This window comes from Roseateles sp. P1_C1_2 (assembly GCF_056406535.1).
In genome coordinates, this window is the sequence record NZ_JBFUAB010000010.1 from 71,726 (window position 1) to 95,076 (window position 23,351).

General features: G+C 69.0%; 31 protein-coding genes. 10 read left to right on the plus strand and 21 right to left on the minus strand.

Annotation, left to right across the window (positions count from 1 at the left end):
* Positions 1 to 35 precede the first annotated feature (35 nt).
* The 15 genes from AC1D2H_RS11420 to AC1D2H_RS11490 all read right to left on the minus strand — a co-directional run bounded on the left by AC1D2H_RS11420 (position 36) and on the right by AC1D2H_RS11490 (position 10,156).
* Positions 36 to 569 (minus strand): F0F1 ATP synthase subunit delta, encoded by a 534-nt coding sequence (locus tag AC1D2H_RS11420; RefSeq protein ID WP_477932051.1) that lies wholly within the window; start codon positions 567 to 569, stop codon positions 36 to 38.
* Positions 570 to 1,040: a F0F1 ATP synthase subunit B gene (locus AC1D2H_RS11425; protein WP_477932053.1), complete on the minus strand. Its 471-nt coding sequence runs from the start codon at positions 1,038 to 1,040 to the stop codon at positions 570 to 572.
* A 73-nt stretch (positions 1,041 to 1,113) separates the two neighbouring features.
* Complete coding sequence (gene atpE / locus AC1D2H_RS11430) at positions 1,114 to 1,380, minus strand: F0F1 ATP synthase subunit C (protein ID WP_056873235.1); 267 nt, start codon at positions 1,378 to 1,380, stop codon at positions 1,114 to 1,116.
* 80 nt (positions 1,381 to 1,460) lie between these two features.
* Complete coding sequence (atpB, locus tag AC1D2H_RS11435; protein WP_478011013.1) at positions 1,461 to 2,321, minus strand: F0F1 ATP synthase subunit A; 861 nt, start codon at positions 2,319 to 2,321, stop codon at positions 1,461 to 1,463.
* 22 nt (positions 2,322 to 2,343) lie between these two features.
* A complete protein-coding gene (locus AC1D2H_RS11440) occupies positions 2,344 to 2,835 on the minus strand; it encodes an ATP synthase subunit I (protein ID WP_477932058.1) in 492 nt (163 codons plus the stop codon).
* A 161-nt stretch (positions 2,836 to 2,996) separates the two neighbouring features.
* Positions 2,997 to 3,887, minus strand: coding sequence for an SMP-30/gluconolactonase/LRE family protein (locus AC1D2H_RS11445; protein WP_478011014.1), 891 nt, complete (start codon positions 3,885 to 3,887; stop codon positions 2,997 to 2,999).
* 17 nt (positions 3,888 to 3,904) lie between these two features.
* Positions 3,905 to 4,420, minus strand: a complete 516-nt coding sequence (locus AC1D2H_RS11450) for a GNAT family N-acetyltransferase (RefSeq protein WP_477932062.1) — start codon at positions 4,418 to 4,420, stop codon at positions 3,905 to 3,907.
* 25 nt (positions 4,421 to 4,445) lie between these two features.
* The gene (locus tag AC1D2H_RS11455) at positions 4,446 to 5,150 is read right to left on the minus strand and encodes an alanyl-tRNA editing protein (RefSeq protein WP_478011015.1); all 705 of its coding nucleotides are present in this window, start codon (positions 5,148 to 5,150) and stop codon (positions 4,446 to 4,448) included.
* Entirely contained in the window at positions 5,150 to 5,728 is a 579-nt protein-coding gene (locus AC1D2H_RS11460) for a VOC family protein (RefSeq protein ID WP_478011016.1), read from the minus strand. The genes AC1D2H_RS11455 and AC1D2H_RS11460 overlap by 1 nt, the downstream gene beginning before the upstream one ends.
* 2 nt (positions 5,729 to 5,730) lie before the next feature.
* Positions 5,731 to 6,570, minus strand: a complete 840-nt coding sequence (locus AC1D2H_RS11465; RefSeq protein WP_478011017.1) for a PhzF family phenazine biosynthesis protein — start codon at positions 6,568 to 6,570, stop codon at positions 5,731 to 5,733.
* Positions 6,567 to 7,004: a GNAT family N-acetyltransferase gene (locus tag AC1D2H_RS11470; protein ID WP_477932070.1), complete on the minus strand. Its 438-nt coding sequence runs from the start codon at positions 7,002 to 7,004 to the stop codon at positions 6,567 to 6,569. Before AC1D2H_RS11470 ends, AC1D2H_RS11465 begins: the two co-directional genes overlap by 4 nt.
* Complete coding sequence (locus AC1D2H_RS11475) at positions 7,001 to 8,209, minus strand: aminotransferase-like domain-containing protein (protein ID WP_478011018.1); 1,209 nt, start codon at positions 8,207 to 8,209, stop codon at positions 7,001 to 7,003. The genes AC1D2H_RS11470 and AC1D2H_RS11475 overlap by 4 nt, the downstream gene beginning before the upstream one ends.
* Positions 8,210 to 8,237: 28 nt before the next feature.
* Positions 8,238 to 8,933: an aspartate/glutamate racemase family protein gene (locus AC1D2H_RS11480; RefSeq protein ID WP_477932074.1), complete on the minus strand. Its 696-nt coding sequence runs from the start codon at positions 8,931 to 8,933 to the stop codon at positions 8,238 to 8,240.
* Positions 8,930 to 9,226 (minus strand): DUF2917 domain-containing protein, encoded by a 297-nt coding sequence (locus AC1D2H_RS11485; protein ID WP_478011019.1) that lies wholly within the window; start codon positions 9,224 to 9,226, stop codon positions 8,930 to 8,932. Before AC1D2H_RS11485 ends, AC1D2H_RS11480 begins: the two co-directional genes overlap by 4 nt.
* A 12-nt stretch (positions 9,227 to 9,238) precedes the next feature.
* Positions 9,239 to 10,156, minus strand: coding sequence for a DMT family transporter (locus tag AC1D2H_RS11490; RefSeq protein ID WP_478011020.1), 918 nt, complete (start codon positions 10,154 to 10,156; stop codon positions 9,239 to 9,241).
* 73 nt (positions 10,157 to 10,229) lie between these two features.
* On the opposite strand from AC1D2H_RS11490, the gene AC1D2H_RS11495 reads away from it, so the two are divergent.
* The 9 genes from AC1D2H_RS11495 to AC1D2H_RS11535 all read left to right on the plus strand — a co-directional run bounded on the left by AC1D2H_RS11495 (position 10,230) and on the right by AC1D2H_RS11535 (position 15,873).
* Positions 10,230 to 11,675 carry an aminotransferase-like domain-containing protein gene (locus tag AC1D2H_RS11495; protein ID WP_478011021.1) on the plus strand — a complete coding sequence of 482 codons (1,446 nt, stop codon included), beginning with the start codon at positions 10,230 to 10,232 and terminating at the stop codon, positions 11,673 to 11,675.
* Positions 11,676 to 11,765: 90 nt separating this feature from the next.
* Positions 11,766 to 12,449 (plus strand): hypothetical protein, encoded by a 684-nt coding sequence (locus tag AC1D2H_RS11500; protein ID WP_477932082.1) that lies wholly within the window; start codon positions 11,766 to 11,768, stop codon positions 12,447 to 12,449.
* A complete protein-coding gene (locus AC1D2H_RS11505) occupies positions 12,442 to 12,741 on the plus strand; it encodes a DUF6916 family protein (RefSeq protein ID WP_477932084.1) in 300 nt (99 codons plus the stop codon). The genes AC1D2H_RS11500 and AC1D2H_RS11505 overlap by 8 nt, the downstream gene beginning before the upstream one ends.
* A gap of 9 nt (positions 12,742 to 12,750) precedes the next feature.
* On the plus strand, positions 12,751 to 13,260 hold the full coding sequence (locus tag AC1D2H_RS11510) for a phage tail protein (RefSeq protein WP_477932086.1): 510 nt from the start codon (positions 12,751 to 12,753) through the stop codon (positions 13,258 to 13,260).
* A 9-nt stretch (positions 13,261 to 13,269) separates the two neighbouring features.
* On the plus strand, positions 13,270 to 13,785 hold the full coding sequence (locus AC1D2H_RS11515; protein WP_477932088.1) for a phage tail protein: 516 nt from the start codon (positions 13,270 to 13,272) through the stop codon (positions 13,783 to 13,785).
* Between the two features lie 10 nt (positions 13,786 to 13,795).
* The gene (locus AC1D2H_RS11520; RefSeq protein WP_478011022.1) at positions 13,796 to 14,314 is read left to right on the plus strand and encodes a phage tail protein; all 519 of its coding nucleotides are present in this window, start codon (positions 13,796 to 13,798) and stop codon (positions 14,312 to 14,314) included.
* Positions 14,314 to 14,793 (plus strand): GNAT family N-acetyltransferase, encoded by a 480-nt coding sequence (locus AC1D2H_RS11525; RefSeq protein WP_478011023.1) that lies wholly within the window; start codon positions 14,314 to 14,316, stop codon positions 14,791 to 14,793. Before AC1D2H_RS11520 ends, AC1D2H_RS11525 begins: the two co-directional genes overlap by 1 nt.
* Positions 14,790 to 15,152: a DUF6916 family protein gene (locus tag AC1D2H_RS11530; protein ID WP_478011024.1), complete on the plus strand. Its 363-nt coding sequence runs from the start codon at positions 14,790 to 14,792 to the stop codon at positions 15,150 to 15,152. The genes AC1D2H_RS11525 and AC1D2H_RS11530 overlap by 4 nt, the downstream gene beginning before the upstream one ends.
* Positions 15,153 to 15,252: 100 nt before the next feature.
* The gene (locus tag AC1D2H_RS11535; protein WP_478011025.1) at positions 15,253 to 15,873 is read left to right on the plus strand and encodes a response regulator; all 621 of its coding nucleotides are present in this window, start codon (positions 15,253 to 15,255) and stop codon (positions 15,871 to 15,873) included.
* Here the strand turns inward: AC1D2H_RS11535 and AC1D2H_RS11540 are convergent.
* The 6 genes from AC1D2H_RS11540 to fghA form a co-directional block, all read right to left on the minus strand.
* Positions 15,870 to 16,250: a hypothetical protein gene (locus tag AC1D2H_RS11540; protein ID WP_477932097.1), complete on the minus strand. Its 381-nt coding sequence runs from the start codon at positions 16,248 to 16,250 to the stop codon at positions 15,870 to 15,872. The genes AC1D2H_RS11535 and AC1D2H_RS11540 overlap by 4 nt on opposite strands.
* Positions 16,247 to 18,124, minus strand: coding sequence for an ATP-binding cassette domain-containing protein (locus tag AC1D2H_RS11545; protein ID WP_477932099.1), 1,878 nt, complete (start codon positions 18,122 to 18,124; stop codon positions 16,247 to 16,249). The genes AC1D2H_RS11540 and AC1D2H_RS11545 overlap by 4 nt, the downstream gene beginning before the upstream one ends.
* A gap of 22 nt (positions 18,125 to 18,146) precedes the next feature.
* Positions 18,147 to 19,040, minus strand: coding sequence for an alpha/beta hydrolase (locus AC1D2H_RS11550; RefSeq protein WP_478011026.1), 894 nt, complete (start codon positions 19,038 to 19,040; stop codon positions 18,147 to 18,149).
* Positions 19,041 to 19,110: 70 nt separating this feature from the next.
* Complete coding sequence (locus tag AC1D2H_RS11555; protein ID WP_478011027.1) at positions 19,111 to 19,716, minus strand: TetR/AcrR family transcriptional regulator; 606 nt, start codon at positions 19,714 to 19,716, stop codon at positions 19,111 to 19,113.
* A gap of 31 nt (positions 19,717 to 19,747) precedes the next feature.
* Positions 19,748 to 21,097 (minus strand): dicarboxylate/amino acid:cation symporter, encoded by a 1,350-nt coding sequence (locus tag AC1D2H_RS11560; protein WP_477932105.1) that lies wholly within the window; start codon positions 21,095 to 21,097, stop codon positions 19,748 to 19,750.
* A gap of 102 nt (positions 21,098 to 21,199) precedes the next feature.
* Positions 21,200 to 22,027, minus strand: coding sequence for an S-formylglutathione hydrolase (fghA, locus tag AC1D2H_RS11565; protein WP_478011028.1), 828 nt, complete (start codon positions 22,025 to 22,027; stop codon positions 21,200 to 21,202).
* Between the two features lie 29 nt (positions 22,028 to 22,056).
* On the opposite strand from fghA, the gene AC1D2H_RS11570 reads away from it, so the two are divergent.
* A complete protein-coding gene (locus tag AC1D2H_RS11570) occupies positions 22,057 to 23,292 on the plus strand; it encodes a multifunctional CCA addition/repair protein (RefSeq protein WP_478011029.1) in 1,236 nt (411 codons plus the stop codon).
* Positions 23,293 to 23,351: the final 59 nt, after the last annotated feature.

A 23,351-nucleotide genomic window follows, 5' to 3' on the forward strand; every position in this document is an offset into this window, starting at 1 on the left:
TAAATCGGAATGTCTTGCGGGTGTCCAGCTGCGGATCAGGCAGTCAGCGCAACTTTCATGCGCTCAAGGCGGGCCTTGACGGAGGTGTCCAGCACCTCGTCGCCGACGACGACGCGAACGCCGCCGATCAGGCTGGGCTCCAGCTGCACATGGGCTTCGAGCTTGCGACCGAAGCGCTTTTCCAGCGCAGCCTTGAGGTCAGCGAGCTGAGCGTCGCTGATCTCGTAGGCGCTGAAGATCTGCGCGTCGGACACGCCCGAAGCGGCGTTGGCCAGCACGTGGTACTGGGCCACGATCTCGGGCAGTGCAGCCAGGCGGCCGTTCTCGACGATGGTGCGCAGGAAGTTCTGCACGCCGGCGGCGAGGGTCTGCTTGGCGGCAGCGGTCACGACCGCGACGACCTGCTCGACCTGGGCCTTGGGGTGATCGGCGAACTGGCGCAGATCGGCGTCCTGCGCCACCTGGGCCAGCGCGTCGAGTTGCTGGCCCCAAGAGGTCAGGTCTTGCGACTTGGCAACCTGGAACAGCGCTTCCGCGTAGGGGCGGGCGATGGTGGCGATCTCGGCCATTTACAGCTCCGTCTTCAGGCGAGCCAGCAGCTCGGCGTGAACGCCGGCGTTGACTTCCTTCTGCAGGATCTGCTCGGCGCCCTTGACGGCCAGCGAAGCGACTTGCTCGCGCAGGACTTCGCGAGCGCGGGAAACCTGCTGCTCGGCGTCGGCCTTGGCGGCGGCCAGGATCTTGGCGCCTTCTTCTTCGGCCTTGCCCTTGGCGGCGTCGACGATGGCAGCGGCACGCTTCTCGGCGTCCGAGATCAGCTTGCCCGATTCGGCCTTGGTCTGAGCCAGTTCCTTGGCGATCTGCGCTTCGGCGCCGGCCAGCTCGGCCTTGGCCTTGTCAGCGGCGGACAGGCCTGCGGCGATCTTCGCGGCACGCTCATCGAGCGCCTTGACGATCGGCGGCCACACATACTTCATCGTGAACCCGACCAGCGCCAGGAACACGATCATCTGAACGATGAGCGATGCGTTAATAAACACCTTGGTGCCTCACAAAGTTTTCGAGTGCTTGAAGCCGCCCCCAGGAGTCCGAGGGCGGGGCGGCAACGTCGAATTACTTGGCGGCGATTTGCGCCAGCTGACCCAGGAACGGGTTGGCAGTGGCGAACCACAGGGCGATACCGGTGCCGATGATGAAGGCCGCGTCGATCAGGCCGGCCAGCAGGAACATCTTGGTCTGCAGTTCGTTCATCAGCTCGGGCTGACGAGCGGCGGACTCAAGGTACTTGCTGCCCATGATGCCGATACCGATACAAGCACCGAAGGCGCCCAGACCAATGATCAGACCAGCGGCGAGGGCAACAAAGCTAATGACTTCCACGATGACTCCTTAGAGGGACTAGAGAAAAGGGTTGAAGGAAAACTGCTTGGGGAAACTGGGGTGAGGCTCAGTGCGCGCTATCAGTGCGCGTCGTGGGCCTGGCCGATGTAGACCAGCGTCAGCATCATGAAGACGAAGGCCTGCAGCGTGATGATGATCAGGTGGAACGCTGCCCAGACGAAGCCAGCGATGACGTGCATGCTGAACAGGAAGGCGCCCATGCCGAAGCTCACCGTGGTGATGGCGCCGCCCATCAGGGCGATCAGCAGGAAGATCAGTTCGCCGGCGTACATATTGCCGAACAGCCGCATGCCGTGCGAGACGGTCTTGGCGACGAACTCGATGATCTGCATCGCGAAGTTGATCGGGTACAGATAGACCTTGTCGCCGAACGGTGCTGCCACCAGTTCGTGGGCCCAGCCGCCAGCGCCCTTCATCTTGACGTTGTAGATGAGGCAGGTAACCAGCACGCCAAGGGACAGGCCCATCGTCATGGACAGGTCGGCCGTCGGCACGACACGCAGCTTGGCGTGATGGTCGCCGGTGATGGTCTGCCAGATCAGGGGCAGCAGGTCGACGGGCAGCAAGTCCATCGCGTTCATCAGGAAGATCCACATGAACACGGTCAGGGCCAGCGGGGCCACCAGCTTGCGGCTGTTGGCGTTGTGCACGATGCCCTTGGCCTGCTCAGCGACGATTTCCACGAGGATTTCGACGGCGGCTTGAAAACGGCCCGGGACGCCCGATGTAGCAGCCTTCGCGGCACGCCACAGGAAGAAGCAGCCCACCACGCCCAGCAGGACGCTGAAGAAGAGGGAGTCGAGGTTGACGACGGAGAAGTCGGCGATGCTCTTCTGCGTGCCACTCTGGAAGTGCTGCAGGTGGTGAATGATGTATTCACCAGCGCTCGGGGCGGCTGTTTCGTGGCCTTCTGCTGCCATGTTTCTTTCTGCCTCGTCAGTTCTATCGACGGCTGCGCCAAGCGAGCGCAAGCCAGTTCACTTTGATGCACACCGCGAGGGTGACCAGCAGGGCTGGCCAGCTCAGGCCCGGCACCACCTTTGGCGCCAGCACCAGCATCGCGATCGATGCACCGATTTTCAAAAATTCCCAACCCATGAAGCCTGCAGCCGCACCGACCGCAGAGTCCACGTGCTTTGTCAGGCCCCGCGCCAGCAGCATGTTCGGCAGCACCACCGCCGCAGCGCCGTAGAGCGCCGAGGCCATGGCCACGCCGGACGCCGTCCACAGCCGGATCACGGCCACGCACAGCAAGCCTGCCACCAACTGCATCCCCAGCACACGCCAGGGCGACAGCATCGGCAACGCGGACTTCAGCGCCGCCGCCTCATCCGGGTTCAATGCCTTGACGGGCGGCTCCTCGATGTCGTCGTCCCAGCCACCGGCCGTCGAAACAGCGGGGGGCCAGGTCTTTCGGGGGCCGTTCTCGGTCATGGCGCCTGATCCTGGGGTGGGCGGCTCAGCCTCCCAAACTGCCGGAAAGCTGATTGCACCGGGGCGGCGCACAGGCGCCACCCAACAAAGCCACTCATTATAGGTGACTAGTTACACCGGGGTAAATACGCCCCCTCGCCGGCCCAGGATTCAGGCCCCGTTCAGGCGCCTGTCAGGCTGGCGGGCAAGCCCGGCACGTCGACGCGCAGCTGCAGCACGGCACCGGCGAGCGGTTCGCGCTCCAGTTCGTCGGCCGGGCGCTTTTCGCGGGCCGTCGTGATGAAGAGGGTGCGCAGGTCGTCACCGCCGAAGGTGGGCATGGTCGGGCAGGTCGCCGGCAGCTCGACGCGCTGCACCACTTCGCCGGTCGGCGCGATGCGCAAGACGCAGCCGCCCTCGAACATGGCGACCCAGTAGCAACCCTCAGCATCCATGGCCGCACCGTCCGGGCGGCCGCCATAGACCTCGCCGGGTGCGCGCGGCTTGAACTCGGCGAAGACGCGCGGCGCGGACAGCGTACTGGTCGCCGCGTCGAAGTCGGCGACGTAGACACGGTGGGCCTTGGTGTCTGACCAGTGCATGCGCTTGGCCGAGGGGCTCCAGGCCAGGCCGTTGGACGTCGTCAGGCCGGGCACCTGGGCCGAGAAGCCCTGGACGTCGAAGCGGTAGAGCGCCGCCTCGGGCTCGCGGGCGTCGGAGATGCTGCCGATCCACAGCCGGCCGGCCGGGTCGACCTTGCCATCGTTGAAGCGCAACCGCGCCGGGTCGTAGGGCGGTGGGCTGACGAGGGTCTCGGCGCCTGTCGTCGTGTCCAACGCCCACAGGCCGTCGCGACGCGCCACCAGCAGGCCGCCACCCGCACGGGCCGCGATGCAGCCGGGCTCGGCGTCCTGGCGCCAGACCTCGGGCGCTTCGGCACCCGCATGCCATCGCAGCACCTGACGGCCAGGAATGTCGACCGCGTAGAGCTGCTTTTCAGTGGGATGCCAGAGCGGCGATTCGCCGAGCAGGCAGCGGTGGGAACCGAGGGCTTGGATGTCTTGGGAGGCCATCCCGCCACTCTAGGCGGTTATCCGAAGTAACTCGGCCGGAAGGCGCCGAGCTCGGCCTTCAGGTAATGGGCGCCGGGGATGGGGTTGAAGTAGAACGGCGGCACCTCGGCGAAGCCCAGGCTCTCGTAGAGGCCGCGCGCTGCTTCCATGTCATCCAGCGTGTCGAGCAGCATGGACGAGTAGCCGGCCTCGGTGGCGCGGTCCATCAGCGCCTGCGCCAGGATGCGCCCCAGGCCGAAACGACGGAAGGCCGGACGCACATAGAGGCGCTTCATCTCGCAGGCATTAGGGTAGTCGGCATCGGGCAAGGGGCGGAAGGCGCCGCTGCCGGCGATGGCGCCATCAACCGTGGCCAGCAGCATCAGGCCACCGGGCGGCGCGTAGGCGCCGGGCAGTCCGGCGAGTTCTTGCTCGAAACCCTGGAAGTCGAGATCGATGTCCAGGCTGTTGGCGTAGTCCCGCAGCACGAGCCGGGCTTCCTGCCAGTCCTCGGGGGACTCGGGTGTGATGAGCTGGATGTCTGGGCCGGCCATAGGCGCCGCAGTTTAGCCAGCCGCCTCAGGCAGCAAATCCCAAGACCACGCGACGGGTCTTGGCGCTCTTCTTTTCTATCTTTGTCACGATCACAGGACCGATCTCAGATGTGTTGCTGACGTGCGTCCCACCGCATGGTTGCAGATCCACGCCTTGCACCTCCAGCACCCGAATGCGGCCAAGTCCGCGCGGCGGCTGCACGCTCATCGAGCGGACCAGGCCGGGATTGGCGTCCAGCTCGTCTTCCGTGATCCAGCGGTGGCCCACTGGATGCGCCTCAGCGACTAGGCGATCGAGCCCCGCCTGGATGGCCTCCTTGTCGAAGGGCTCGTCGGTGTGGAAGTCCAGCCGCGCATAGGTCTCGGTGATGGAACAGCCATCGACCGGATAGGGCAGCAGCGCGCACAGCAGATGCGTGGCGGTGTGGAAGCGCCGATGAGCCTGGCGGCGTGAGGCATCGACCTCGACACGAACGGCAGTGCCGATGGCCGGCAACTCGCCTTCGATCAGGTGGACGATGGCCTCGGGTTGCTCCTTGCTCTTGCGCGTGTCGGTGATGCGCCAGCGCTGTTCACCTGCGATCAACCAGCCGGTGTCACCGGCCTGGCCACCGCCGAGCGGGTAGCAAACGCTACGGTCGAGCAACACGCCGCCCTCGCCCTGGGCGATGACGGTCGCGTCACAGGCCAGCAGCGTCGCGTCTTCGCGAAACAGATCCTCGGTCTTCATCAGCCCATCGCCTCCAGTTCGACCTCGCCGCGTGGCGTGGCGAGACGCGCGCGCAGGCCGTCGCGTGAATCAAAGCCCAGCAGTTGCACGCCCTGATCGACCATGCTGTCGGTCGGGTGCGCCTCGCCCCATTCAATCAGCACGGGCAACGCTTCGCGGCGCAGGCGGCGGCCATCCTCGCGCAGCGCGATACGCCAACGCAGGTTGCCGCGCGAGGCTTCGGTCGCCTTGCCGGCATCCACGCCCTCGCTCTGCCAATTGGCCAGGGCCGCATCGAGATTGGGAACCCGGGCCACCCAGTGGATCAGCCCGGGCCCATGGCCCAGGCGCTCACGCAGTTCGGGCAGGTCGAGGTCGAACCAGCGCGCGCGGTCCGGTGGGGGCGCATCGGGGTCGATGGCGATGATCTCCAGATAGGCCCGCGGATGGTTGGGGCCGCTGATGTTGAGCAGGCGGTTGTGCGTGCTCATCAACGCATGCCTGCCGCCGGGGCCGGGCGTCACACCCAGCACGCGCTCGCACCAGGCAACGCCCTCTTCCAGCGTCGCGGCGCCGACGACGAGGTGGTCCAGCTCCATGCTCACAACTTCACCTGGCCATGGATCAGCGGCGTGACGTCCCCGCCAATCCAGGTGCCCTCGGCATCGCGCCTCACATGCACACGGCCGGCGCGGCCCAGGGCTGCGCCTTGGGCCGCGACATAGCTGTCGCCCGCCAGACCCTTTTCCTGCAGCCACAGTGCCAGACCCGCATTCAGGCTGCCGGTCACCGGGTCTTCGGGAATGCCGAGGTCGGGCACAAAGGCACGCACCTCGAACTGGCATTCGCTGCCTTCGGGATAGGCGCCGACGACGCCGAGCTTGAGCCCCTGCATGGCGATGAAGTCGGGCTGCAGGGCCAACACGCTGGCTGCATCGGCCAGGCGCGCGACCATCCAGCCCGGGCCGTTGTCCACCCATTCCAGATCCAGCAAGGCCTCGGGCGCGATGCGCAGCGCAGCGATCGCCTGTGCTCGTTCTGCCGCACCGACCACGCCGCTGCGCTGCAGCGGCGGCGCGGCAAAAGCCAGGCGCGCGCCGTCCCGCTTCACGCGCACCAGGCCGATGGCGCATTGCTGCACGACCTCACCGGGCTTCCTTGCGTCGCCGCCGCCGGCCAGGAAGGCGTGCGCACTGCCCAGCGTCGGGTGGCCGGCAAAGGGCAGCTCGCCGCCGGGCGTGAAGATGCGCACGCGGTAGTCGGCGCCCGGGTCGGTGGGTGGCAGCAGAAAGGTCGTCTCGGACAGATTGGTCCAGCGCGCGAAGTCCTGCATTTCCACGTCGGACAGGCCGCCGCCGTCGATGACGACGGCCAGGGCATTGCCCTTCAGCGGCGTGGCGGTGAAGACATCGACCTGGGCGAATCGGCGGAGTTGAGTCATGGCTTGAGATAGAGGCCTGGGCGAACGATTTCCATGCCGCGCTGCGGGTTGGCCAGCGGCGAGAAGCCGTGACCGGTGTAGACCGCATGGGCGTCGCGGGTGAAGAGCATGAAGCGGCGCAGGCCCTGCAGGTCGGCATGGGCCAGCAGCGTCTCGATCATCCACTTCGCGCGGCCGCTGCCGCGGTGGGCTTGGAGCACATAGACGTCGCAGAGGTAGGCGAAGGTCGCGCGGTCGGTCACGACGCGGGCGAAGCCCACCTGGCCCTGCCCTTCGGCGTGCATCGCGATGCACAGCGAGTTCGCGATCGAGCGCTCGACGATGGCCAGCGGCACCCCCTCGGACCAGTAGGCGCCAACGAGGAAGGCATGCGCGGCCCGCGCATCGATGTCCTCGGGCGCGAAGCTGAGCCGGTAGCCGTCGCGTGACGTCAAGGCGCGTGCTCCACGGCCGGCTCCAGCGCCTCGTGCAGCACACGGCCGAGCTTCTCGACGCCTTCGCGGATCAGGTCGGGCGTCAGCGTCACGAAGGACAGGCGCAGCGTGCGCGGGTCGGGATGCTGGGCATAGAAGGCCGCGCCGGGCACGAAGGCGATGCCGGCATCCACGGCCCGCGGCAGCAGGGCCATCGCGTCCAGGCCCTCGGGCAGGCGGATCCAGAAGAACATGCCGCCCTGGGGCGACAGATAGTCGCAGCCGGCCGGCAGGTGCTCGCGCAGGGCCTCGGCCATGGCGTCGCGATTGGCCTTGTAGAGGGCGCGGATGGTGGGGATGTGGCTGTCCAGGAAACCGTCACGGATGACTTCGTGCACGACGCGCTGGTTGAAGCCCGGCGTGTGCAGGTCGGCGGCCTGCTTGGCCTGCAGCAGCTTGGGGTACAGCTCGGGCGGCGCCACGATATAGCCGAGGCGGAAGCCCGGCGTCAGCACCTTGGAGAAGGAGCCCAGATAGAGCGAGCCCTCGGGCCACAGGCTGGACAGCGAGGCCGGCGGCGGCTCGTCGAACCAGAGGTCGCCGTAGGGGTTGTCTTCGACGATGGGCACGCCGGCGCGGCGCGAAGCCTCGACGACTTCGACGCGGCGCTGGGCGCTCATGACGCGGCCGGTGGGGTTCTGGTAGTTGGGCAGCAGATAGCTGAAGCGCGTGCCGGGCGCGTCGTGCGGCAATGCCGCAATGGCCTCGGGGCGCGGCCCTTCGTGGTCGCTGGCCAGGCTGGCGAACAGCGGCTCGAAGGGCGTGAAGGCCTGCAGGGCGCCGAGATAGGTCGGCGTCTCGACGGCCACCGGCGCGCCGGCGTCGCAGAGGATCTTGCCCACCAGGTCCAGCCCCTGCTGGGAGCCGCTGGTGATCAGCACCTGGTCGGGATTGACGTTCATGCCGAGTGAAGCGACCCGCGTCGCCACCCATTCGCGCAGCGGCGCAAAGCCCTCGCTGGCCGCGTACTGCAGGGCCTCGCGCGGGTTCCTGCTCAACACGCGGTCACAGGCGGCCTTCAGCGCGTCGACGGGAAAGGTATCCGCGCTCGGCAGGCCACCGGCCATGGACAGGATGCCCGGCTTCTCGGTGACCTTGAGGATCTCGCGAATGATGGACGGGTTCATCCGCGCGGCGCGGCGCGCTTGGGTCCAGACGGTGCTCATGATGGAGTTACGTGGGATTTCAAAGGAGTCAGCCTAGCATCCAGTCGACAGCGGCGCGGGCCTGCAAATCGGTGGAGTCGAACAGCGGCAGGGCGGCAGCGCTTTCAGCCGGCAACAGCAGGCCCAGCTCGGTACAGCCCAGGATGGCGGCCTGGGCACCGCGGTCGGCGAGTGCGGCGACCTGGCCACGCAGGGCCTCGCGCGAGGCCGGCTCGAAGCGGCCGCGGCACAGTTCCTCGTAGATCAGCCGGTGCACTTCGCTGCGGCCGGCCTCGTCGGGCGTGATGACTTCGATGCCAAAGCGCTCCCACATGCGCTCGCGGTAGAAGCCCTGCTCCATCGTGAAGCGCGTGGCCAGCAGGCCGGCGCGCTTCACGCCGGCGGCGCGCAGCGCCTCGGCCGTCGCGTCGACGATGTGCAGCACCGGCAGTCCGGCCGCCTGTTCGATCTCGGTGGCGACGAGGTGCATGGTGTTGGTCGCGATCAGCAGCGCCTCGGCGCCGGCGCGCTTCAGGCCGGCGGCGGCATCTCCCAGCACGCGTGCCGCTTCGGCCCACTGGCCGGCCGACTGCATGGCCGCGATGGGCGCGAAGTCGACGCTGTGCAGCACGAGCCGGGCGCTGTGCAGGCCGCCCAGGCGCGCCGCGACGCCGCGGTTGATCAACGCATACAGGTGCTGGGTCGACTCCCAGCTCATGCCGCCCAGGATGCCGAGTGTCTTCATGCGCCCTGCCCCGCCAGATTCATGCGCCAGCCCCGCGCCGGCCTGGCCTCGACTCTGCGCCTGGGCGCCGGCTGCAACAACTGGAAGGCTGCCTCCGGCCAGGCCTCGACGACGACTTCCTGCCCGGCCGCCAGCGTCAGACCCTCGCCGGCGCGCAGCCAATGGTCGTCCGTACCACCGGACACCGTCAGCCACAGCCGGCCACTCGTGACGACCAGGCGGCGCGGCGCGGCCATGGCGGCCAAGGTCAGCGCCTGGCCGGGCATGAGTTGAGTGGTGAAACGTTCGTTCATGGCGGGCCTCCTTCAGTGAACCGGTTGCCGTTTGCCCAGCCACACGACCGCGAGCACGGCGACGGCGAACACGACGGTCATCGCGTCCAGCCGCTCGCCCAGCAGCGGCACGGCAAACAGCATGGACAAAAAGGGTTGCAGCACCTGCACCTGGCTGACGCGCAGCGTGCCGCCCAGGGCCAGGCCGCGGTACCAGGCGAAGAAGCCTATCCACATCGACACCAGCGACACATAGGCAAAGCCGCCCCAGGCCGAGGCCGCGACCGGCGCGGTGGGTCGCGTCAGCACCGCCAGCGGCACGGTGATGGGCAGGCTGATGACCAGCACCCAGCAGATGACTTGCTCAGCCGTCAGTTCCCGAGTGAGCTTGGCGCCGCTGACATAGCCCGCTGACGCGCTGACGACGGCGCCCAGCAGCAGCCCATCCGCCAGCTCCAGGCCGCCCGCACCGCGCCAGGCGGCAAAGCCGATGACGAGGGCCAAGCCCGCCAAGGCGCAGATCCAGAAGCCGCCACTCGGCCGCTGGCGCAGCACCAGCGCCGCGATGACGGCCGTGGCCAGCGGCAACACGCCGGACACGACGGACGCATGCACGGCATCCACATGGCGGACCGCGAAGCCCAGCAGCAGCGGCCAGCCGAACACGACACCGGCGGCCGTGAAGACCAGCAGCCGCCATTCACCGCCACGCGGCCGGCGTGCGCCCGTGGCCCACAGGTAGGCGATCGACAGCAGCCCGGCGACGACGGCGCGCCCGAAGGCGACAAAGGCCGGATCGAGCTGGGGCGCCGCGGTGCTGCCGCCGGCCAGCCGCGTCATCGGGATGCTGAGGGCAAACATCAACACACCAGCCGCACCGAGCAGCAGGCCGCGCGTCGCATCGGACGAGGTGGTCGTCGAGACCGTGGTGGACGTGGAAAACCCTGACATGAACCCAGTCTGAGGCATTACACCGATACAGAACCAGTACAGTCAGCCAACCAGACCACGAATCTGTATTGCCATGCCGACCGGTACACACCCTCCGCTGCAACGCGGCGCCAGCCTGCCGCTGGCCGGCCAGCTTGCCGAGCGCTATGCCCAGCGCATCCGCGAACGCCTGCTGCTGCCGGGCGCCCGCCTGCCGTCGGTGCGCGACTGCGCGCGCCAGCACGGCGTCAGCCCGCACACCGTCGTCGCCGCCTATGACCAGTTGCAGGCCGCCGGCCTGCTCGAGGCGCGCCGCCAGCGCGGCTTCTTCGTGCGTGAAAGTCGCCCTGCCACGACGCGACCCCCCGCGCCCCGCGCGCCCGCCACGGCCATGCCGCGCCAGGCGCCGATGGACGCGACCGCGCTGATCCGCGGCATGTTCGAGGCCGACGCGGCGCGCTCGCCCGGCCTGGGCACGCTGCCGGCCGACTGGCTGGACCCGACGCTGCTGCAGTCGGCCCTGCGCCGCCTGAATGCGAACGACGCGCTGGCCGTGCAGACCAGCTATGGCGACCCGAGCGGCGACGAGCGCCTGCGCGCGGCCCTCGGCCAGCGCCTGCACGACCTCGGCATCCACGCTGCGCCGGCGCAGATCCTGACCACCAATGGCGCCACGCACGCGCTGGACCTCATCATCCGCACGCACTTGCAGCCGGGCGATGCCGTCCTCGTCGACGACCCCGGCTGGGCCATCATGTTTGCGCGGCTCACGCAGGCCGGCATCCGTCTGTTGCCCGTGCCGCGTGGGGCCCACGGACCGGACCTGGACGTGCTGGGTGCCCTGGCCGCCGCGCATGCGCCGCGTGCCTACCTGACCGTGTCGGTACTGCACAACCCGACCGGCCACAGCCTCAACCTGGCCGGCGCGCACAAGCTGCTGCGCCTGGCCGACGAGCACGACTTCTTCATCGTCGAGGACGACAGCTACGGCTTCCTGGCGCCCGAGCATCTGCCGCGCCTGGCGGCCCTCGATGGCCTGCGCCGCGTGACCTATGTGTCGGGCTTCTCCAAGGTGCTGACGCCGGCCTGGCGCGTGGGCTACCTGGCCGCCGCGCCCGAGCGCCTGCGCGCGCTGACCGACACCAAGCTGCTCGACGGCCTGACCAGCTCGCCCGTGCTGGAGCGTGCCGTCGCGCTGTGCCTGGAGCAGGGGCGGCTGCGCCGCCATGCGCAGCGCCTGCGCGAGCGCCTGGCCACGGCGCGCCAGCGCATCTCGGTGCTGGCCACCAAGCAGGGCTTTGCCTGGGCCGCGCCGCCGGACGGCCTGTTCGGCTGGCTGGACGTCGGTGTCGACACCGAGAGACTGGCCCAGCCGCTGCTGGACGCCGGCTGGCTGATCGCGCCCGGCGCCCTCTTCAGCGCCACGCGCCGGCCCGGCTCGCTGATGCGCATCAATATGGCGACCTCGCAGGACCCGGCCTTCTGGCGCGCGCTGCGCGCTGGCGTGGACAGCCTGCAAGGCCGGGCGGCGCCCCCCTAGGTTCATCCCCCCTTGTTCACGGGAGCAACCCCTGGCGCTGGAGCGGCGCTGCGAGTCCACTGAGCCGCCTGACAACGCCCGGGGGACTCCATGCTCGGCAACCGGTTCCGTTTCGCCCGCCTCCTCGGCGGCGTCGCCCTCACCCTGGCCTCGCTCACCGCCCAGGCCGATTTCGCGGGCGACATCACGGTGCAATTGCTCGCCCCCGGCGGCACGATGAGCGGCGGCCCGGCGGCCATCGCGCTGTCGCAGACGGTAGCCTTCGCCGACCTCGCCCAAGGTGTCCAGGCCACCAACCTGGGTGGCGCGGGCGACATCAGCGGCTTCATGCTCGACAACGAGCGCGTCTTCTTCACCGGCACCATGATCCTGATGCGCGTGGCCGCCGGCGACGACACGGGCGGCGTGCTGACGACGGGCTATGTCGGCAGTGGTGGTCAGCATGCGCGCTACCAGTTCGACGGCATTGCCTTCACGGGCCGCGTCATCACCAATGTGCTGGTCTATGCCTACGACGGCTTCGCGACCTCGGGGCCCGCCAGCGCGAGCGGCCTGCTCAGCCCGAACGACCCTGCGGTGCTGGTGCACAAGGTCGATGCCGACTCCTACAGCTTCGATCTCGACACCCTGCAGTTCAAGCAGCGCTTCGCGGGAGGGGGCGACAACTACGCCGAGTTCCGCATCGACTTTGTCACCGCCGCCGTCCCCGAGCCCGCCGCCTGGCTGCTGCTGGCGAGCGGCCTGCTGCCCGTGCTGCGCCGCCGCCGTGGCTGAAACCGCCGCCTTCACGCTGGCGCGCTTCGAGCCGCTGGTGGGCAGCCGCTTCACGCTGCGCCTCGACGATGCCACCGGGCTGCCCGCCCAGCTCATCGAAGCCCGCGCCGGCCGTGGCGAGGCCTTCAACGGCCGCCAACCCTTCAGCCTGACCTTCGAGGCGCCGGCCGAGCCGCCGCTGCCGCAGCGCATCTACCGCGTCGAGCACCCGCGCCTCGACGCCATGGAGATCTTCCTCGTGCCCGTGGCCCGCACGGCCGATGCCCTGCGCTACGAGGCCGTGTTCGGCTAGGAGACCGCGATGTCCACTCCCTTCCTCGGCGAGCTCAAGCTGGTGAGTTTCGGCTTCACCCCCAAGGGCTGGGCCCAGTGCAATGGCCAGCTGCTGCCCATCAACCAGAACCAGGCCCTGTTCGCGCTGCTGGGCACGACCTATGGCGGCAATGGCCAGACCACCTTCGCCCTGCCCGACCTGCGCGGCCGCTCGCCCCTGCACCAGGGCGCGGGCGTCAACCTCGGCGACAGGGCCGGCGCCGAGGCCGTGGCGCTGACGCTGGCCGAGCTGCCCGCCCACAGCCACACGCTGACGGCCACCAGCGACCTCGCCAACGCCAGCGTCGCCGGCGGTGCCGTGCCAGCGTCCAAGCCGCGCGGCGGCATCAACCGCTATGCGCCCCCGGGCAGCAACACCGTCATGGGCGCCACCTCCATCGCCGGCAAGGGCGGCGGCCAGCCGCACGACAACATGCAGCCCTATGTCGTGCTGAGCTGGGTCATCGCGATGCAGGGCATCTTTCCGAGCCGCAACTAGGAGACTGCGATGTCCACTCCCTACGTCGGCGAAATCCGCCTCTTTGCCGGCAACTTCGCACCCGTCGGCTGGGCCCTGTGCCAGGGCCAGTTGCTGTCGATCGCCGACAACGACGTGCTGTTCCAGTTGATCGGCACGACCTATGGCGGCGACGGCCAGCAGACCTTCGCCATGCCCGATCTGCGCGGCCGCCTGCCGGTGCACCAGGGCCAGGGACCGGGGCTGAGCAGCCGGGTCATCGGCGAGGTTGGCGGCAGCGAGACCGTCACGCTGACGCTCGCCCAGATGCCCGTGCACAGCCACGCCATGGCTGGCAGCTCGGCGGCCGCCAGCATGGGCAGCCCCGGCGGCGCGATGCTGGCCACCACGGCCGTCAACAGCTACGACACCAGCGCCGGCAGCACGGCCATGGCGGCCGGCGCCATTGGCAGCAGCGGCGCCTCCCAGCCCCACCAGAACATGGGCCCGACGCTGGCGCTGAACTACATCATTGCGCTGTTCGGCATCTTCCCGTCACAGGCCTGAGGAGCACGTCATGTCCGACCCCTTCGTCGCCGAAATCCGCGTGCTGCCCTTCAGCTTCGCCCCTGTCGGCTGGGCCAGTTGCGACGGCCAGTTGCTGCCCATCAGCCAGAACACCGCGCTGTTCTCGCTGCTCGGCACCTACTACGGCGGCAACGGCAAGACCACTTTCGCGCTGCCCAATCTGGCCGGGCGTTTCGCGATGGGACCGGGCCAGGGACCCGGCCTGAGCGATCGCTTCCTGGCCGAGGACACCGGCCAGGCCAGCGTGACACTGACCGCGGCCGAGATGCCTGCCCACAACCACGACCTCAAGGCCGGCAGCGCCGGCCTGGCCGCCAGCCCGGTCGGCGCCATGATGGCGCCACCCGTCAACGGCGCCAGCACCTATCGCGCGCCGGGCGCGCCGGCGCCGATGGCCGCCAGCATGGTGGGCGCGGCGGGCGGTGGCCAGCCGCACGAGAACCGCCAGCCCTATCTGGCGCTGATGTTCTGCATCGCGATGCAGGGCATCTTTCCGGCGCGCAGCTGATGGACTACCGCCTGCGCGTCGCCACCCCTGCCGACCAAGCCTGGCAGCTGGCCATCTATGCCGGCACCCGCGCCGACGAGATGGCGCTGACGGGTTGGCCGCACGAGCAGTGCGAGCAATTCGTCGCGATGCAGCACCGCGCCCAGCAGCAGCACTATGCGCTGCACTACCCCGCCTCGGTCTGCCATCTCATCCTCGTCCAGGACGAGGTGGCCGGCCGGCTCTGGCTGGACGACCGGACCGACCGCCTGCACGTCCTCGACATCGCGCTGCTGCCGGCCTGGCGCGGCCGCGGCATCGGCACGCGCTGCCTGCAGGCCCTGAGCGACTCCGGCCGGTCCCTGAGCATCCAGGTGGAAATCCACAACCCCGCCCGGCGCCTCTACGAGCGCCTGGGTTTTGTCGCCGAGGGCGAGTTGCAGGGCCTCTACCAGGCCATGCGACGCCCCGCCCCCAGCCCTGAGGAGTGCCTGCCGTGATCAACAAGCGCGATTTCCTGAAGAGCGGCGGGGCCGCTGTCGTCGCCGGCGCCGGCGCGACGGCTGCGCTGGCCGCGGTGCGCCCCAGCCTCGACGCCCGGGCCGGGCTGGCGAGCTGGCAGGCCCATGTCGGCCAGCGCTTCGAGATCGATGGCCACGCCGTCACGCTGCGGGCTGCCAGCGCCCTGAAAAGCCGCCAGCCGGGCGAGCAGTTCAGCCTGCGCTTTGCCGGCGCGCTGCCGGCCGGCGTGGGCGACGCCATCCACACGCTGACCCAGGATGGCGGCGACGCCCAGGCCCTGTACCTGGCCCGCACACCGCAGGGGCTGCGGGCCGATTTCTGCCGACTGCAGAGCTGACGAAAAGTTCTCGCCGAGCGGGTGTTTGTCACGGGCCGGGCGCGGCGCGGGCGGCAAAATCCTGCCGCTGCGAAATCGTTTCCGCGGCCCTCCGGCGGCCATGACAGACTCCTTGAAATTCCTCGTTGTAGATCCCCTGGCCGGCGTACAGACCTTTGCGCGGCAGCTGCTTCAAAGCCGCGGCTTCGCCGCCGACAGCATCCTGTGCTGCGCTGACACCGAGGCCGCCCTGGCCCAGGGCCTGCTCTTCAAGCCTCATTTCCTGATCACCGACTGGTTTGCCAAGGCGCCGCTCAGCGGCATCCAGCTCTACCAGCGCCTGCGCGAGGTGCGGCCCTCGCTGCATCTGTCGCTGCTGAGCTTCGAGGTGACGCCCGAGCATGAATTCGAGGCTCAGGCCCATGGCGCCGACTTCCTGCTGAAGAAACCCTTCACGGCCGAGCAGCTCAGGGCCGAGATGACGCGCTCGCTCGACGCCCTGGCCAAGCGCTCGCCCGGCCTGCATGGCCAGGTGCGCGAGGTGATGCGCGCGGCCAGGCCGGCTGCGCGCCCCGTGCTGCCGGTGATCCCGCCTCAACCCGTCATCAAGCCCGGTGACAAGGTGCGCTTCAACGGCGCCGTTCACGTGGCCCAGTACGTCGTGCACCGCCATGGCGAGACGGTCGTTCAGCTCAAGGGTCAGAGCAGCCTCGTGACCCTCGACAAGCTGCAGCCCGCCTAGACGACGACCACCAGCGCCATCAGCAACGGATAAGGTAAAGCGACCGTCGGGCGCAGCGCACTCTTCAGGTACTGCGTCACCAAGCCCGCGCCACGCGGCCGGCTGGCGAGCCAGTCACTGTGCAGCTGCATCGCCACCACGCCCTCGCCCGCCTTCAGCCCTGCCTCGACGGCGAGCAGGCGATCGCCCAGCCGACCCTGGAAGGTCTTGAGTACGCCTTCCTGCAGCCACAGCAGGGCCAGCAGCGCCAAGGCCAGCGTGTTGTCGGGAACAAGGACGGTGGCCGCAAACGCCACCAGCTTCACGCCCAGGGCCAGAGCCTCGTAGCGCTCGTGCTGGGACTGCAGGGCCAGCCACTCCTGGTTCAGGGCGTTCACTTTGCCTCCAGCACTTCCCAACGCTCCATCAGCGTCAGCAGCTCGGCGTCGATGTCGGCCGCGCGGTCCGTCACTTCGGCGATGCGGGTCGCACCTTGCGTGTACAGCTCGCTGCCAGCGATCAGCGCGTTCAACTGCTTCTGCTCGGCCTCCAATGCGGCGATCTGCTTGGGGAGCTCGTCCAGCTCGCGCTGCTCCTTGTAGCTGAGCTTGCGCTTGGTCGCGACGACCGGGGCCGGCTCGGGCGCGGGCGGCGGCGTGGGGGCCGCGGCGGCCTTGGGCGCCGACTGGGCCTGCAGGGACGCTGCGCGCCGGGACTGCGTCAGCCAGTCCTGCACGCTGCCTTCGTACTCGCGCCAGCGCGCATCGCCCTCGTAGACGATGGTGGACGTGACGACGTTGTCCAGGAAGCGTCGGTCGTGGCTGACGAGGAAGACGGTGCCGTCGTAGTCGGCGAGCAGTTCCTCCAGCAGCTCCAGCGTCTCGATGTCGAGGTCGTTGGTGGGCTCGTCCAGCACCAGCACATTGGCCGGGCGGGCGAACAGGCGGGCCAGCAGCAGGCGGTTGCGCTCGCCACCGGAGAGAGTGCGCACCGGCGAGTTGGCCCGGGCCGGCGAGAACAGGAAGTCGCCCAGATAGCTCTTCACATGCTTCTTCTGCGAGCCGATCTCGATCCACTCCGAGCCGGGGCTGATGGTGTCGGCCAGCGTCGCGTCGAGGTTGAGCGTGTCGCGCATCTGGTCGAAGTAGGCCACGCTCATCCGCGAGCCCAGGCGCACCGTGCCGCTGTCGGGCGCCAGTTCGCCGAGGATCATCTTCAGCAGCGTCGTCTTGCCGGCGCCGTTGGGCCCGATGAGGCCGACCTTGTCGCCGCGCAGGATGGTGGACGTGAAGCCGCGCACGATGGCGCGCTCGCCATAGCTCTTGGACACGTCCTCCAGCTCGGCGACGATCTTGCCGCTGGCGCCACCGGTGTCGATGTCCAGCCTGACCTTGCCCTGCACGTCGCGCCGCGCGGCGTGCGCCAGGCGCATGGCCTCCAGGCGCTGGATGCGCGCGACCGAGCGCGTGCGGCGTGCCTCCACGCCCTTGCGGATCCAGACTTCCTCCTGCGCCAGCAGCTTGTCGAAGCGGGCGTTGAACAGCGCCTCGTTCTCCAGCTCATAGGCCTTGGCGGCCTGGAAGGCGGCGTAGTTGCCGGGGTAGCCGCGCAGCTGGCCGCGGTCCAGCTCGACGATGCGGTTGGCCACGTTGTCCAGGAAGGCGCGATCGTGGGTGATCAGCAGCAGCGAGCCCTTGAAGTCGTTCAGCAGGCCTTCCAGCCAGGTGATGGCATCCAGGTCCAGGTGGTTGGTCGGCTCGTCCAGCAGCAGCACATCGGGCTGGGCCACCAGCGCACGGCCCAGCGCCACGCGCTTCTTCAGGCCGCCGGACAAGGTACTCACCAGGCGCGAACCGTCCAGGCCCAGGCGGTGCAGGGTCTCTTCGACGCGCTGCTCCCAGTTCCAGGCGCCGATGTGCTCGATGCGCTCCTGCACCCAGGCCAGGTCGTCGTTCTCGTCGTGGATCTCGTAGCGCTCGCGCAGCGCCTTGTGCTCGGCCACGCCCTCGCTGATGACGTCGAAGATGGTCGCGTCGCCGCGCAGCTCGGGCTCCTGCGGCACATAGACGTTGGTCAGGCCTTGTTGCTGCTGCAGCAGGCCGTCATCGAGCTTCTCGAGCCCGGCGAGGATCTTCAGCAGCGAGGACTTGCCGGTGCCGTTGCGGCCGATGAGGCCGACGCGTTCGCCGACTTCGAGAGAAAAGCCGGCACCGTCGAGCAGGGCGACGTGGCCGAAAGCGAGGTGGGCGTTGGAGAGGGAGAGGACTGCCATCCCTCGATTGTCCCTCGGCGGTTCAAACGGCCCTCAGCGACGGCGTTGCCGACAGGTGGGCCAGCACCTGCTGCATGACGGCCGGGTCACTGAGCAGGCGGCGGTGGCCCAGGCCCTCGGTCACGTGCAGGCGGCCCGCGGGCAGGCCGGCCAGCAGCGTTTCGCTGCCGGCAAGGGGGGCCGTCACATCGCCGCGGTCATGCACGATCAGCGTCGGCTGCCCGACGCGCTCGCCCAGCCAGGCGGGCTCGAAAAGGCCAAGCGACACGCCCTCGCGCTGCTCGACCTGGCCGCGCATGCGCAAGGCCAGGCCCTCCCCGGTGCCCATGGCCTGGGCGAACCAGCGCAGGAACTGCGCCGGTGCCGGCGCCAGCGCGACCAGCGCCGCGCGTCGCACCGGCAGGCCGCGGGCCAGCGCATGCGACATCGCCAATGCACCCAGGGAATGCGCGACGACGCCGTCCCAGGGGCCGAAACGCGCCGTGACGGCAAACAGCGCCCTCACCCACTGCAGCAGATTGCTGCGCCAGCCGCTGCTGCGCCCGTGCGCCGGCAGGTCCAGCAGCAGGGGCTCGAAGCCAGCCGCCGCCAACGTGTCGGCCAGCGGCCGCAGTTGCTGGGCGTCACCGGCCCAGCCATGGGTCAGCAGCACCTTGGGCCGGCCGGCCTCGATGTCGTTGCGCTGCCAGACGCTGATGTGGCCGCCCTCGAAAGGCAGCTGGCGCTCCACCCAAGGCCGCGGCACGTCGCGCGAGCGGGCCAGCCATTTGGTCGGCATGGGCGTGAAGAAGAGGCTGAGCGCGACGCGCGTGCCGAGGTCGGGCGACAGGCGGTGCAGGCCGCGCAGCAGCGCCGCGATGCCGCGGGCGGTGGGCGACGCGTAGAAGGCGGCGGCAGGGTTGTGCGAGGTGGTCATACAGGCTCCGTATTTCGCACGACCGTGCGAAGAAAAGGCAGGCGAAGAAAGTCAGCGGTCATGGGCTCAATCAGTCAGGGAGGCAGTCGTTCAGCAGGCGCTGCCAGGCACGCTCCGCGCGCTCGGGCGCGCGCGGATCGCGCAGAAAGCGGGCGTCGTGCAGCAGGATGGTGAAGATGGCGTCCATCTCGAACACCATCTGCTCGGCGTCGAGGTCGGCGCGCAGATGGCCGGCCTCCATCGCTTGCAGCACCGTGCGGCGCAGCGTGGCGCGCCAGCGCAGCACGCCGTCCAGCAGGTGCTCGCGCACCGGGCCTTCGCGGTCGTCGTACTCGAAGGCGCCGGCTGTGTAGAGGCAGGTCTTGTGGCGGTCGACGTCGCTGGCCCAGAGCAGCCAGCGGCGCATGACGGCCTGCAGCCGCGGCAGGCCGCGCGCCTCGCCCATGGCGGGCAGGAAGACGGTCTGCACAAAGCGCTTGTCGAACTCCAGCAGCACCGCCACCTGCAACTGCTCGCGCGAGCCGACGCGGGAGAACACGCCGCTCTTGGACAGCTCCAGTCGCTTGGCCAGCTCGCCGATGCTGATGCTCTCCAGGCCCTCGGTGACGGCCATGTCCAGCGCCGCGCCGACGATGGCGGCCAGCGTGGTTTCAGCGCGTTCGCTGCGGGTTTCCATGCCCGCAATTTAGCACGGTCGTGCCAAATACCTATCGGGGCGTCGGGTTATTGGGCATGTGCTGGTCCACGGCGTCCAGCACCTCCTCGGGTTCGTCGGCCTGGGCCGGCGTCTCGTTGTTCAGCACCGCCTGCATGCGCGCCGAGTCGAGGTCGCCAGTCCACTTGCCAACGACGACGGTGGCGACGCCATTGCCGATCAGATTGGTCAGGGCCCGCGCCTCGGACATGAAGCGGTCGATGCCCAGGATCAGCGCCAGCCCCGCCACCGGCACGCCGCCCACCGCCGACAGCGTGGCTGCCAGCACGATGAAGCCGCTGCCGGTCACGCCGGCCGCGCCCTTGCTGGTCAGCAGCAGCACGCCGAGCAGCGTCAGCTGCTGGGTCAGCGTCATCGGCGTGTCGGTCGCCTGGGCGATGAAGACGGCCGCCATCGTCAGGTAGATGGAGGTGCCGTCGAGGTTGAAGGAATAGCCGGTCGGGATGACGAGGCCGACGGTGGACTTGCGCACGCCCAGGTTCTCGAGCTTGGCCATCATGCGCGGCAGCACCGACTCGCTGGACGAGGTGCCCAGCACGATGAAGAGCTCTTCCTTGATGTACTTGATGAACTTCCACACCGAGAAGCCGTGCAGCCTTGCGATGGTGCCCAGCACGATGAAGATGAAGATCAGGCAGGTGGCATAGAAGGTGCCCATCAGCTTGGCCAGCGAGATGAGGGAGCCGACGCCGTACTTGCCGATGGTGAAGGCCATCGCGCCGAAGGCACCGATGGGGGCGACCTTCATGATCATGCCGACGATGGCGAACAGCACATGCGAGGTCTTCTCGATGCCGTCGAACACCAGCGTGCCGCGCCCACCGAAGCGGTGCAGCGCGAAACCGAACAGCAGCGAGAACAGCAGCACCTGCAGCATCTCGCCCTTGGCGAAGGCGTCCACCACCGTGGTCGGGATGATGGCCAGCAGGAAGTCCACCGTGCCCTGCAGCTTGCCCGGGCCGGTGTAGGCGGCGATGCCCTTGGTGTCCAGCGTCTTGGGGTCCACATGCATGCCCTCGCCGGGCTGCAGCACATTGACGACGATGAGGCCGACGATGAGGGCGATGGTCGACACGATCTCGAAGTACAGCAGCGCATAGCCGCCGGTCTTGCCGACGCGCTTCATGTCCTCCATGCCCGCGATGCCCACCACCACGGTGCAGAAGATGATGGGCGCGATGATCATCTTGATCAGCTTGATGAAGCCGTCGCCCAGCGGCTTCAAGGCCTCGCCCGTCTGCGGCCAGAAGTGGCCCACGACGACGCCGATGACGATGGCCGTGATGACCTGGGCGTAGAGGGACCGATAGATGGGCGGGCGCCCGGTGGCGGTGGCTTGCATGCGTGTCTCCATCAGTTCTTCGAGCGGAACCGGCTTTGGCGGCAGCTTAGGTGCGAAGGCCCGCGGTGGGGACTGTGGCTTCCCACATGAATTGCAAAGAAGTTAGGGGAGCAGCTGGCCCGCGTGGTGATGCAGATGGTCGTCGACGAAGCTGGCGATGAAGTAATAGCCGTGGTCGTAGTCGGCCTGGCGGCGCAGCGTCAGGGGCTGGCCGACCGCGGCGCAGGCGGCCTCGAAGGCCTCGGGGTGCAACTGCTCGGCGAGGAATTTGTCGTTCAGGCCCTGGTCGATGAGGATGCCGCCGGGATAGGGCGCGCTGGCCTGGGCCCGCATCAGCTCGCTGGCGTCATGAGCGGCCCAGGCGGTGCGGTCGTCGCCGAGATAGCCGCTGAAGGCCTTCTGGCCCCAGGGGCACTGCATGGGTGCGCAGATGGGCGCAAAGGCCGACAGCGAGGCGAAGCGGCCGGGGTGGCGCAGGGCCAGCGTCAGCGCGCCATGGCCACCCATGGAGTGGCCGAAGATGCCGACGCGGTCCAGCCCCGTCTCGGCCTGCACCAGCGGCAGCAGTTCCTTCATCAGCCAGCTTTCCATGCGCCAATGCTTCGCCCAGGACTCACGCGTCGCATCGAGATAGAAGCCCGCGCCGACGCCGAAGTCCCAGGCATCGCTCTCACCCGGCACACCGGCGCCGCGCGGGCTGGTGTCGGGCATCAGCAGGGCCAGGCCCAGCTCGGCCGCCACGGCCTGGGCGCCGGCCTTCATCGTGAAGGTCTCTTCCGTGCAGGTCAGGCCGGCCAGATAGACCAGCAGCGCCCGCGGCTCGGGCGGCGTGAAGAGGGCGAAGCGCATCGGCAGGCCGATCTCGGTCGAGTCGTGCTGGTGGAAGCGCTGAGTGCCACCAAAAGCGCCGTGTTCACTGAGGGTCTTCATGCCCCAAGTGTGGCCGCAGAATGCGGGCGATGTCCAAGACCTTCCAGACCTATCTCGTCGGCGGTGCCGTGCGCGACCGCCTGCTGGGCCTGCCGGTGCAGGACCATGACTGGGTCGTCGTCGGTGCGTCGCCCAAGGACTTGCTGGACGCCGGCTACCAGGCCGTCGGCAAGGACTTCCCCGTCTTCCTGCACCCCCGGACCCACGAGGAAGTGGCGTTGGCCCGCACCGAGCGCAAGACGGCCGCGGGCTATCACGGCTTCGCCTTCCACGCCGCGCCCGACGTCACGCTGGAGCAGGACCTGGCGCGCCGCGACCTGACCATCAATGCGATGGCCCAGGACGAGCAGGGCCAGCTCATCGACCCCTATGACGGCCAGCGCGACATCGCCGCCAAGGTGCTGCGCCATGTGTCGCCCGCCTTTGCCGAAGACCCGGTGCGCATCCTGCGCCTGGCCCGCTTCGCGGCGCGCTTCGCCGACTTCAGCGTCGCGCCCGAAACCGTCGAGCTGATGCGCGCCATGGTTGCCGCCGGCGAGGTGGATGCGCTGGTGGCCGAGCGCGTCTGGCAGGAGCTGTCGCGCGGCCTGATGGAGAACAAGCCATCGCGCATGTTCGAGGTGCTGCGCGAGGCCGGCGCGCTGCAGAAGCTGCTGCCCGAGGTCGAAGCGCTGTTCGGCGTGCCCCAGCCCGAGGCCCACCACCCTGAGGTCGACACCGGCATCCACCTGCTGATGGTGCTGGACCAGTGCGCCCGCCTGCAGGCGCCGCTGACGGTGCGCTATGCCTGCCTCTGCCACGACCTCGGCAAGGGCACGACGCGCAAGGAGGAACTGCCGCGCCACATCGCCCACGAGGTGCGCAGCGAGAAGCTCGCCCGCGGCGTGAGCGCGCGCTGGAAGGTGCCGACCGACTGCCGCGAGCTGGCCGAGTTGGTCGCGCGCGAGCACACGCATGTGCACCAGAGTCAGGGCTTCAGCGCCGAGGCGCGGCTGCGCCTGCTGGAGCGCTGCGACGCCTGGCGCCGGCCCGACCGCTTTGCCGAAATGCTGTGGGCCTGCGAGTGCGACGCCCGCGGCCGCCTCGGGCTGGAAGACCGCGACTACCCGCAGCGCGAGCGCCTGCTGGCCGACCTGGCCGCGACGCTGAAGGTCGATCTCGCCGCCGCCAGCGCCGAGGCCATCGCGCGCGGCGCCAAGGGGCCCGACATCGGTCGCGCCGTGCAGCGTGCGCGGTTGGCGGCGCTCAACGCGACGGTCACCTGAGCCTCAGGGCTTTGCGTTGCTTCACCGGCATGAAAGCGATTGCATGGCTAAAGTTGCTG

Coding starts and splice junctions, on each gene's coding strand:
- AC1D2H_RS11555 (WP_478011027.1), bottom strand. CDS start 19,716: ATGGAAACCCGCAGCGAACGCGCTGAAACCACGCTGGCCGCCATCGTC.
- atpB (WP_478011013.1), bottom strand. CDS start 2,321: ATGGCAGCAGAAGGCCACGAAACAGCCGCCCCGAGCGCTGGTGAATAC.
- AC1D2H_RS11495 (WP_478011021.1), top strand. CDS start 10,230: ATGCCGACCGGTACACACCCTCCGCTGCAACGCGGCGCCAGCCTGCCG.
- AC1D2H_RS11420 (WP_477932051.1), bottom strand. CDS start 569: ATGGCCGAGATCGCCACCATCGCCCGCCCCTACGCGGAAGCGCTGTTC.
- AC1D2H_RS11535 (WP_478011025.1), top strand. CDS start 15,253: ATGACAGACTCCTTGAAATTCCTCGTTGTAGATCCCCTGGCCGGCGTA.
- AC1D2H_RS11460 (WP_478011016.1), bottom strand. CDS start 5,728: ATGGAGCTGGACCACCTCGTCGTCGGCGCCGCGACGCTGGAAGAGGGC.
- AC1D2H_RS11440 (WP_477932058.1), bottom strand. CDS start 2,835: ATGACCGAGAACGGCCCCCGAAAGACCTGGCCCCCCGCTGTTTCGACG.
- AC1D2H_RS11545 (WP_477932099.1), bottom strand. CDS start 18,124: ATGGCAGTCCTCTCCCTCTCCAACGCCCACCTCGCTTTCGGCCACGTC.
- fghA (WP_478011028.1), bottom strand. CDS start 22,027: ATGAAGACCCTCAGTGAACACGGCGCTTTTGGTGGCACTCAGCGCTTC.
- AC1D2H_RS11515 (WP_477932088.1), top strand. CDS start 13,270: ATGTCCACTCCCTACGTCGGCGAAATCCGCCTCTTTGCCGGCAACTTC.
- AC1D2H_RS11445 (WP_478011014.1), bottom strand. CDS start 3,887: ATGGCCTCCCAAGACATCCAAGCCCTCGGTTCCCACCGCTGCCTGCTC.
- AC1D2H_RS11485 (WP_478011019.1), bottom strand. CDS start 9,226: ATGAACGAACGTTTCACCACTCAACTCATGCCCGGCCAGGCGCTGACC.
- AC1D2H_RS11570 (WP_478011029.1), top strand. CDS start 22,057: ATGTCCAAGACCTTCCAGACCTATCTCGTCGGCGGTGCCGTGCGCGAC.
- AC1D2H_RS11490 (WP_478011020.1), bottom strand. CDS start 10,156: ATGTCAGGGTTTTCCACGTCCACCACGGTCTCGACGACCACCTCGTCC.
- AC1D2H_RS11475 (WP_478011018.1), bottom strand. CDS start 8,209: ATGAGCACCGTCTGGACCCAAGCGCGCCGCGCCGCGCGGATGAACCCG.
- AC1D2H_RS11500 (WP_477932082.1), top strand. CDS start 11,766: ATGCTCGGCAACCGGTTCCGTTTCGCCCGCCTCCTCGGCGGCGTCGCC.
- AC1D2H_RS11560 (WP_477932105.1), bottom strand. CDS start 21,097: ATGCAAGCCACCGCCACCGGGCGCCCGCCCATCTATCGGTCCCTCTAC.
- AC1D2H_RS11480 (WP_477932074.1), bottom strand. CDS start 8,933: ATGAAGACACTCGGCATCCTGGGCGGCATGAGCTGGGAGTCGACCCAG.
- AC1D2H_RS11510 (WP_477932086.1), top strand. CDS start 12,751: ATGTCCACTCCCTTCCTCGGCGAGCTCAAGCTGGTGAGTTTCGGCTTC.
- AC1D2H_RS11465 (WP_478011017.1), bottom strand. CDS start 6,570: ATGACTCAACTCCGCCGATTCGCCCAGGTCGATGTCTTCACCGCCACG.
- AC1D2H_RS11450 (WP_477932062.1), bottom strand. CDS start 4,420: ATGGCCGGCCCAGACATCCAGCTCATCACACCCGAGTCCCCCGAGGAC.
- AC1D2H_RS11520 (WP_478011022.1), top strand. CDS start 13,796: ATGTCCGACCCCTTCGTCGCCGAAATCCGCGTGCTGCCCTTCAGCTTC.
- AC1D2H_RS11550 (WP_478011026.1), bottom strand. CDS start 19,040: ATGACCACCTCGCACAACCCTGCCGCCGCCTTCTACGCGTCGCCCACC.
- AC1D2H_RS11455 (WP_478011015.1), bottom strand. CDS start 5,150: ATGAAGACCGAGGATCTGTTTCGCGAAGACGCGACGCTGCTGGCCTGT.
- AC1D2H_RS11525 (WP_478011023.1), top strand. CDS start 14,314: ATGGACTACCGCCTGCGCGTCGCCACCCCTGCCGACCAAGCCTGGCAG.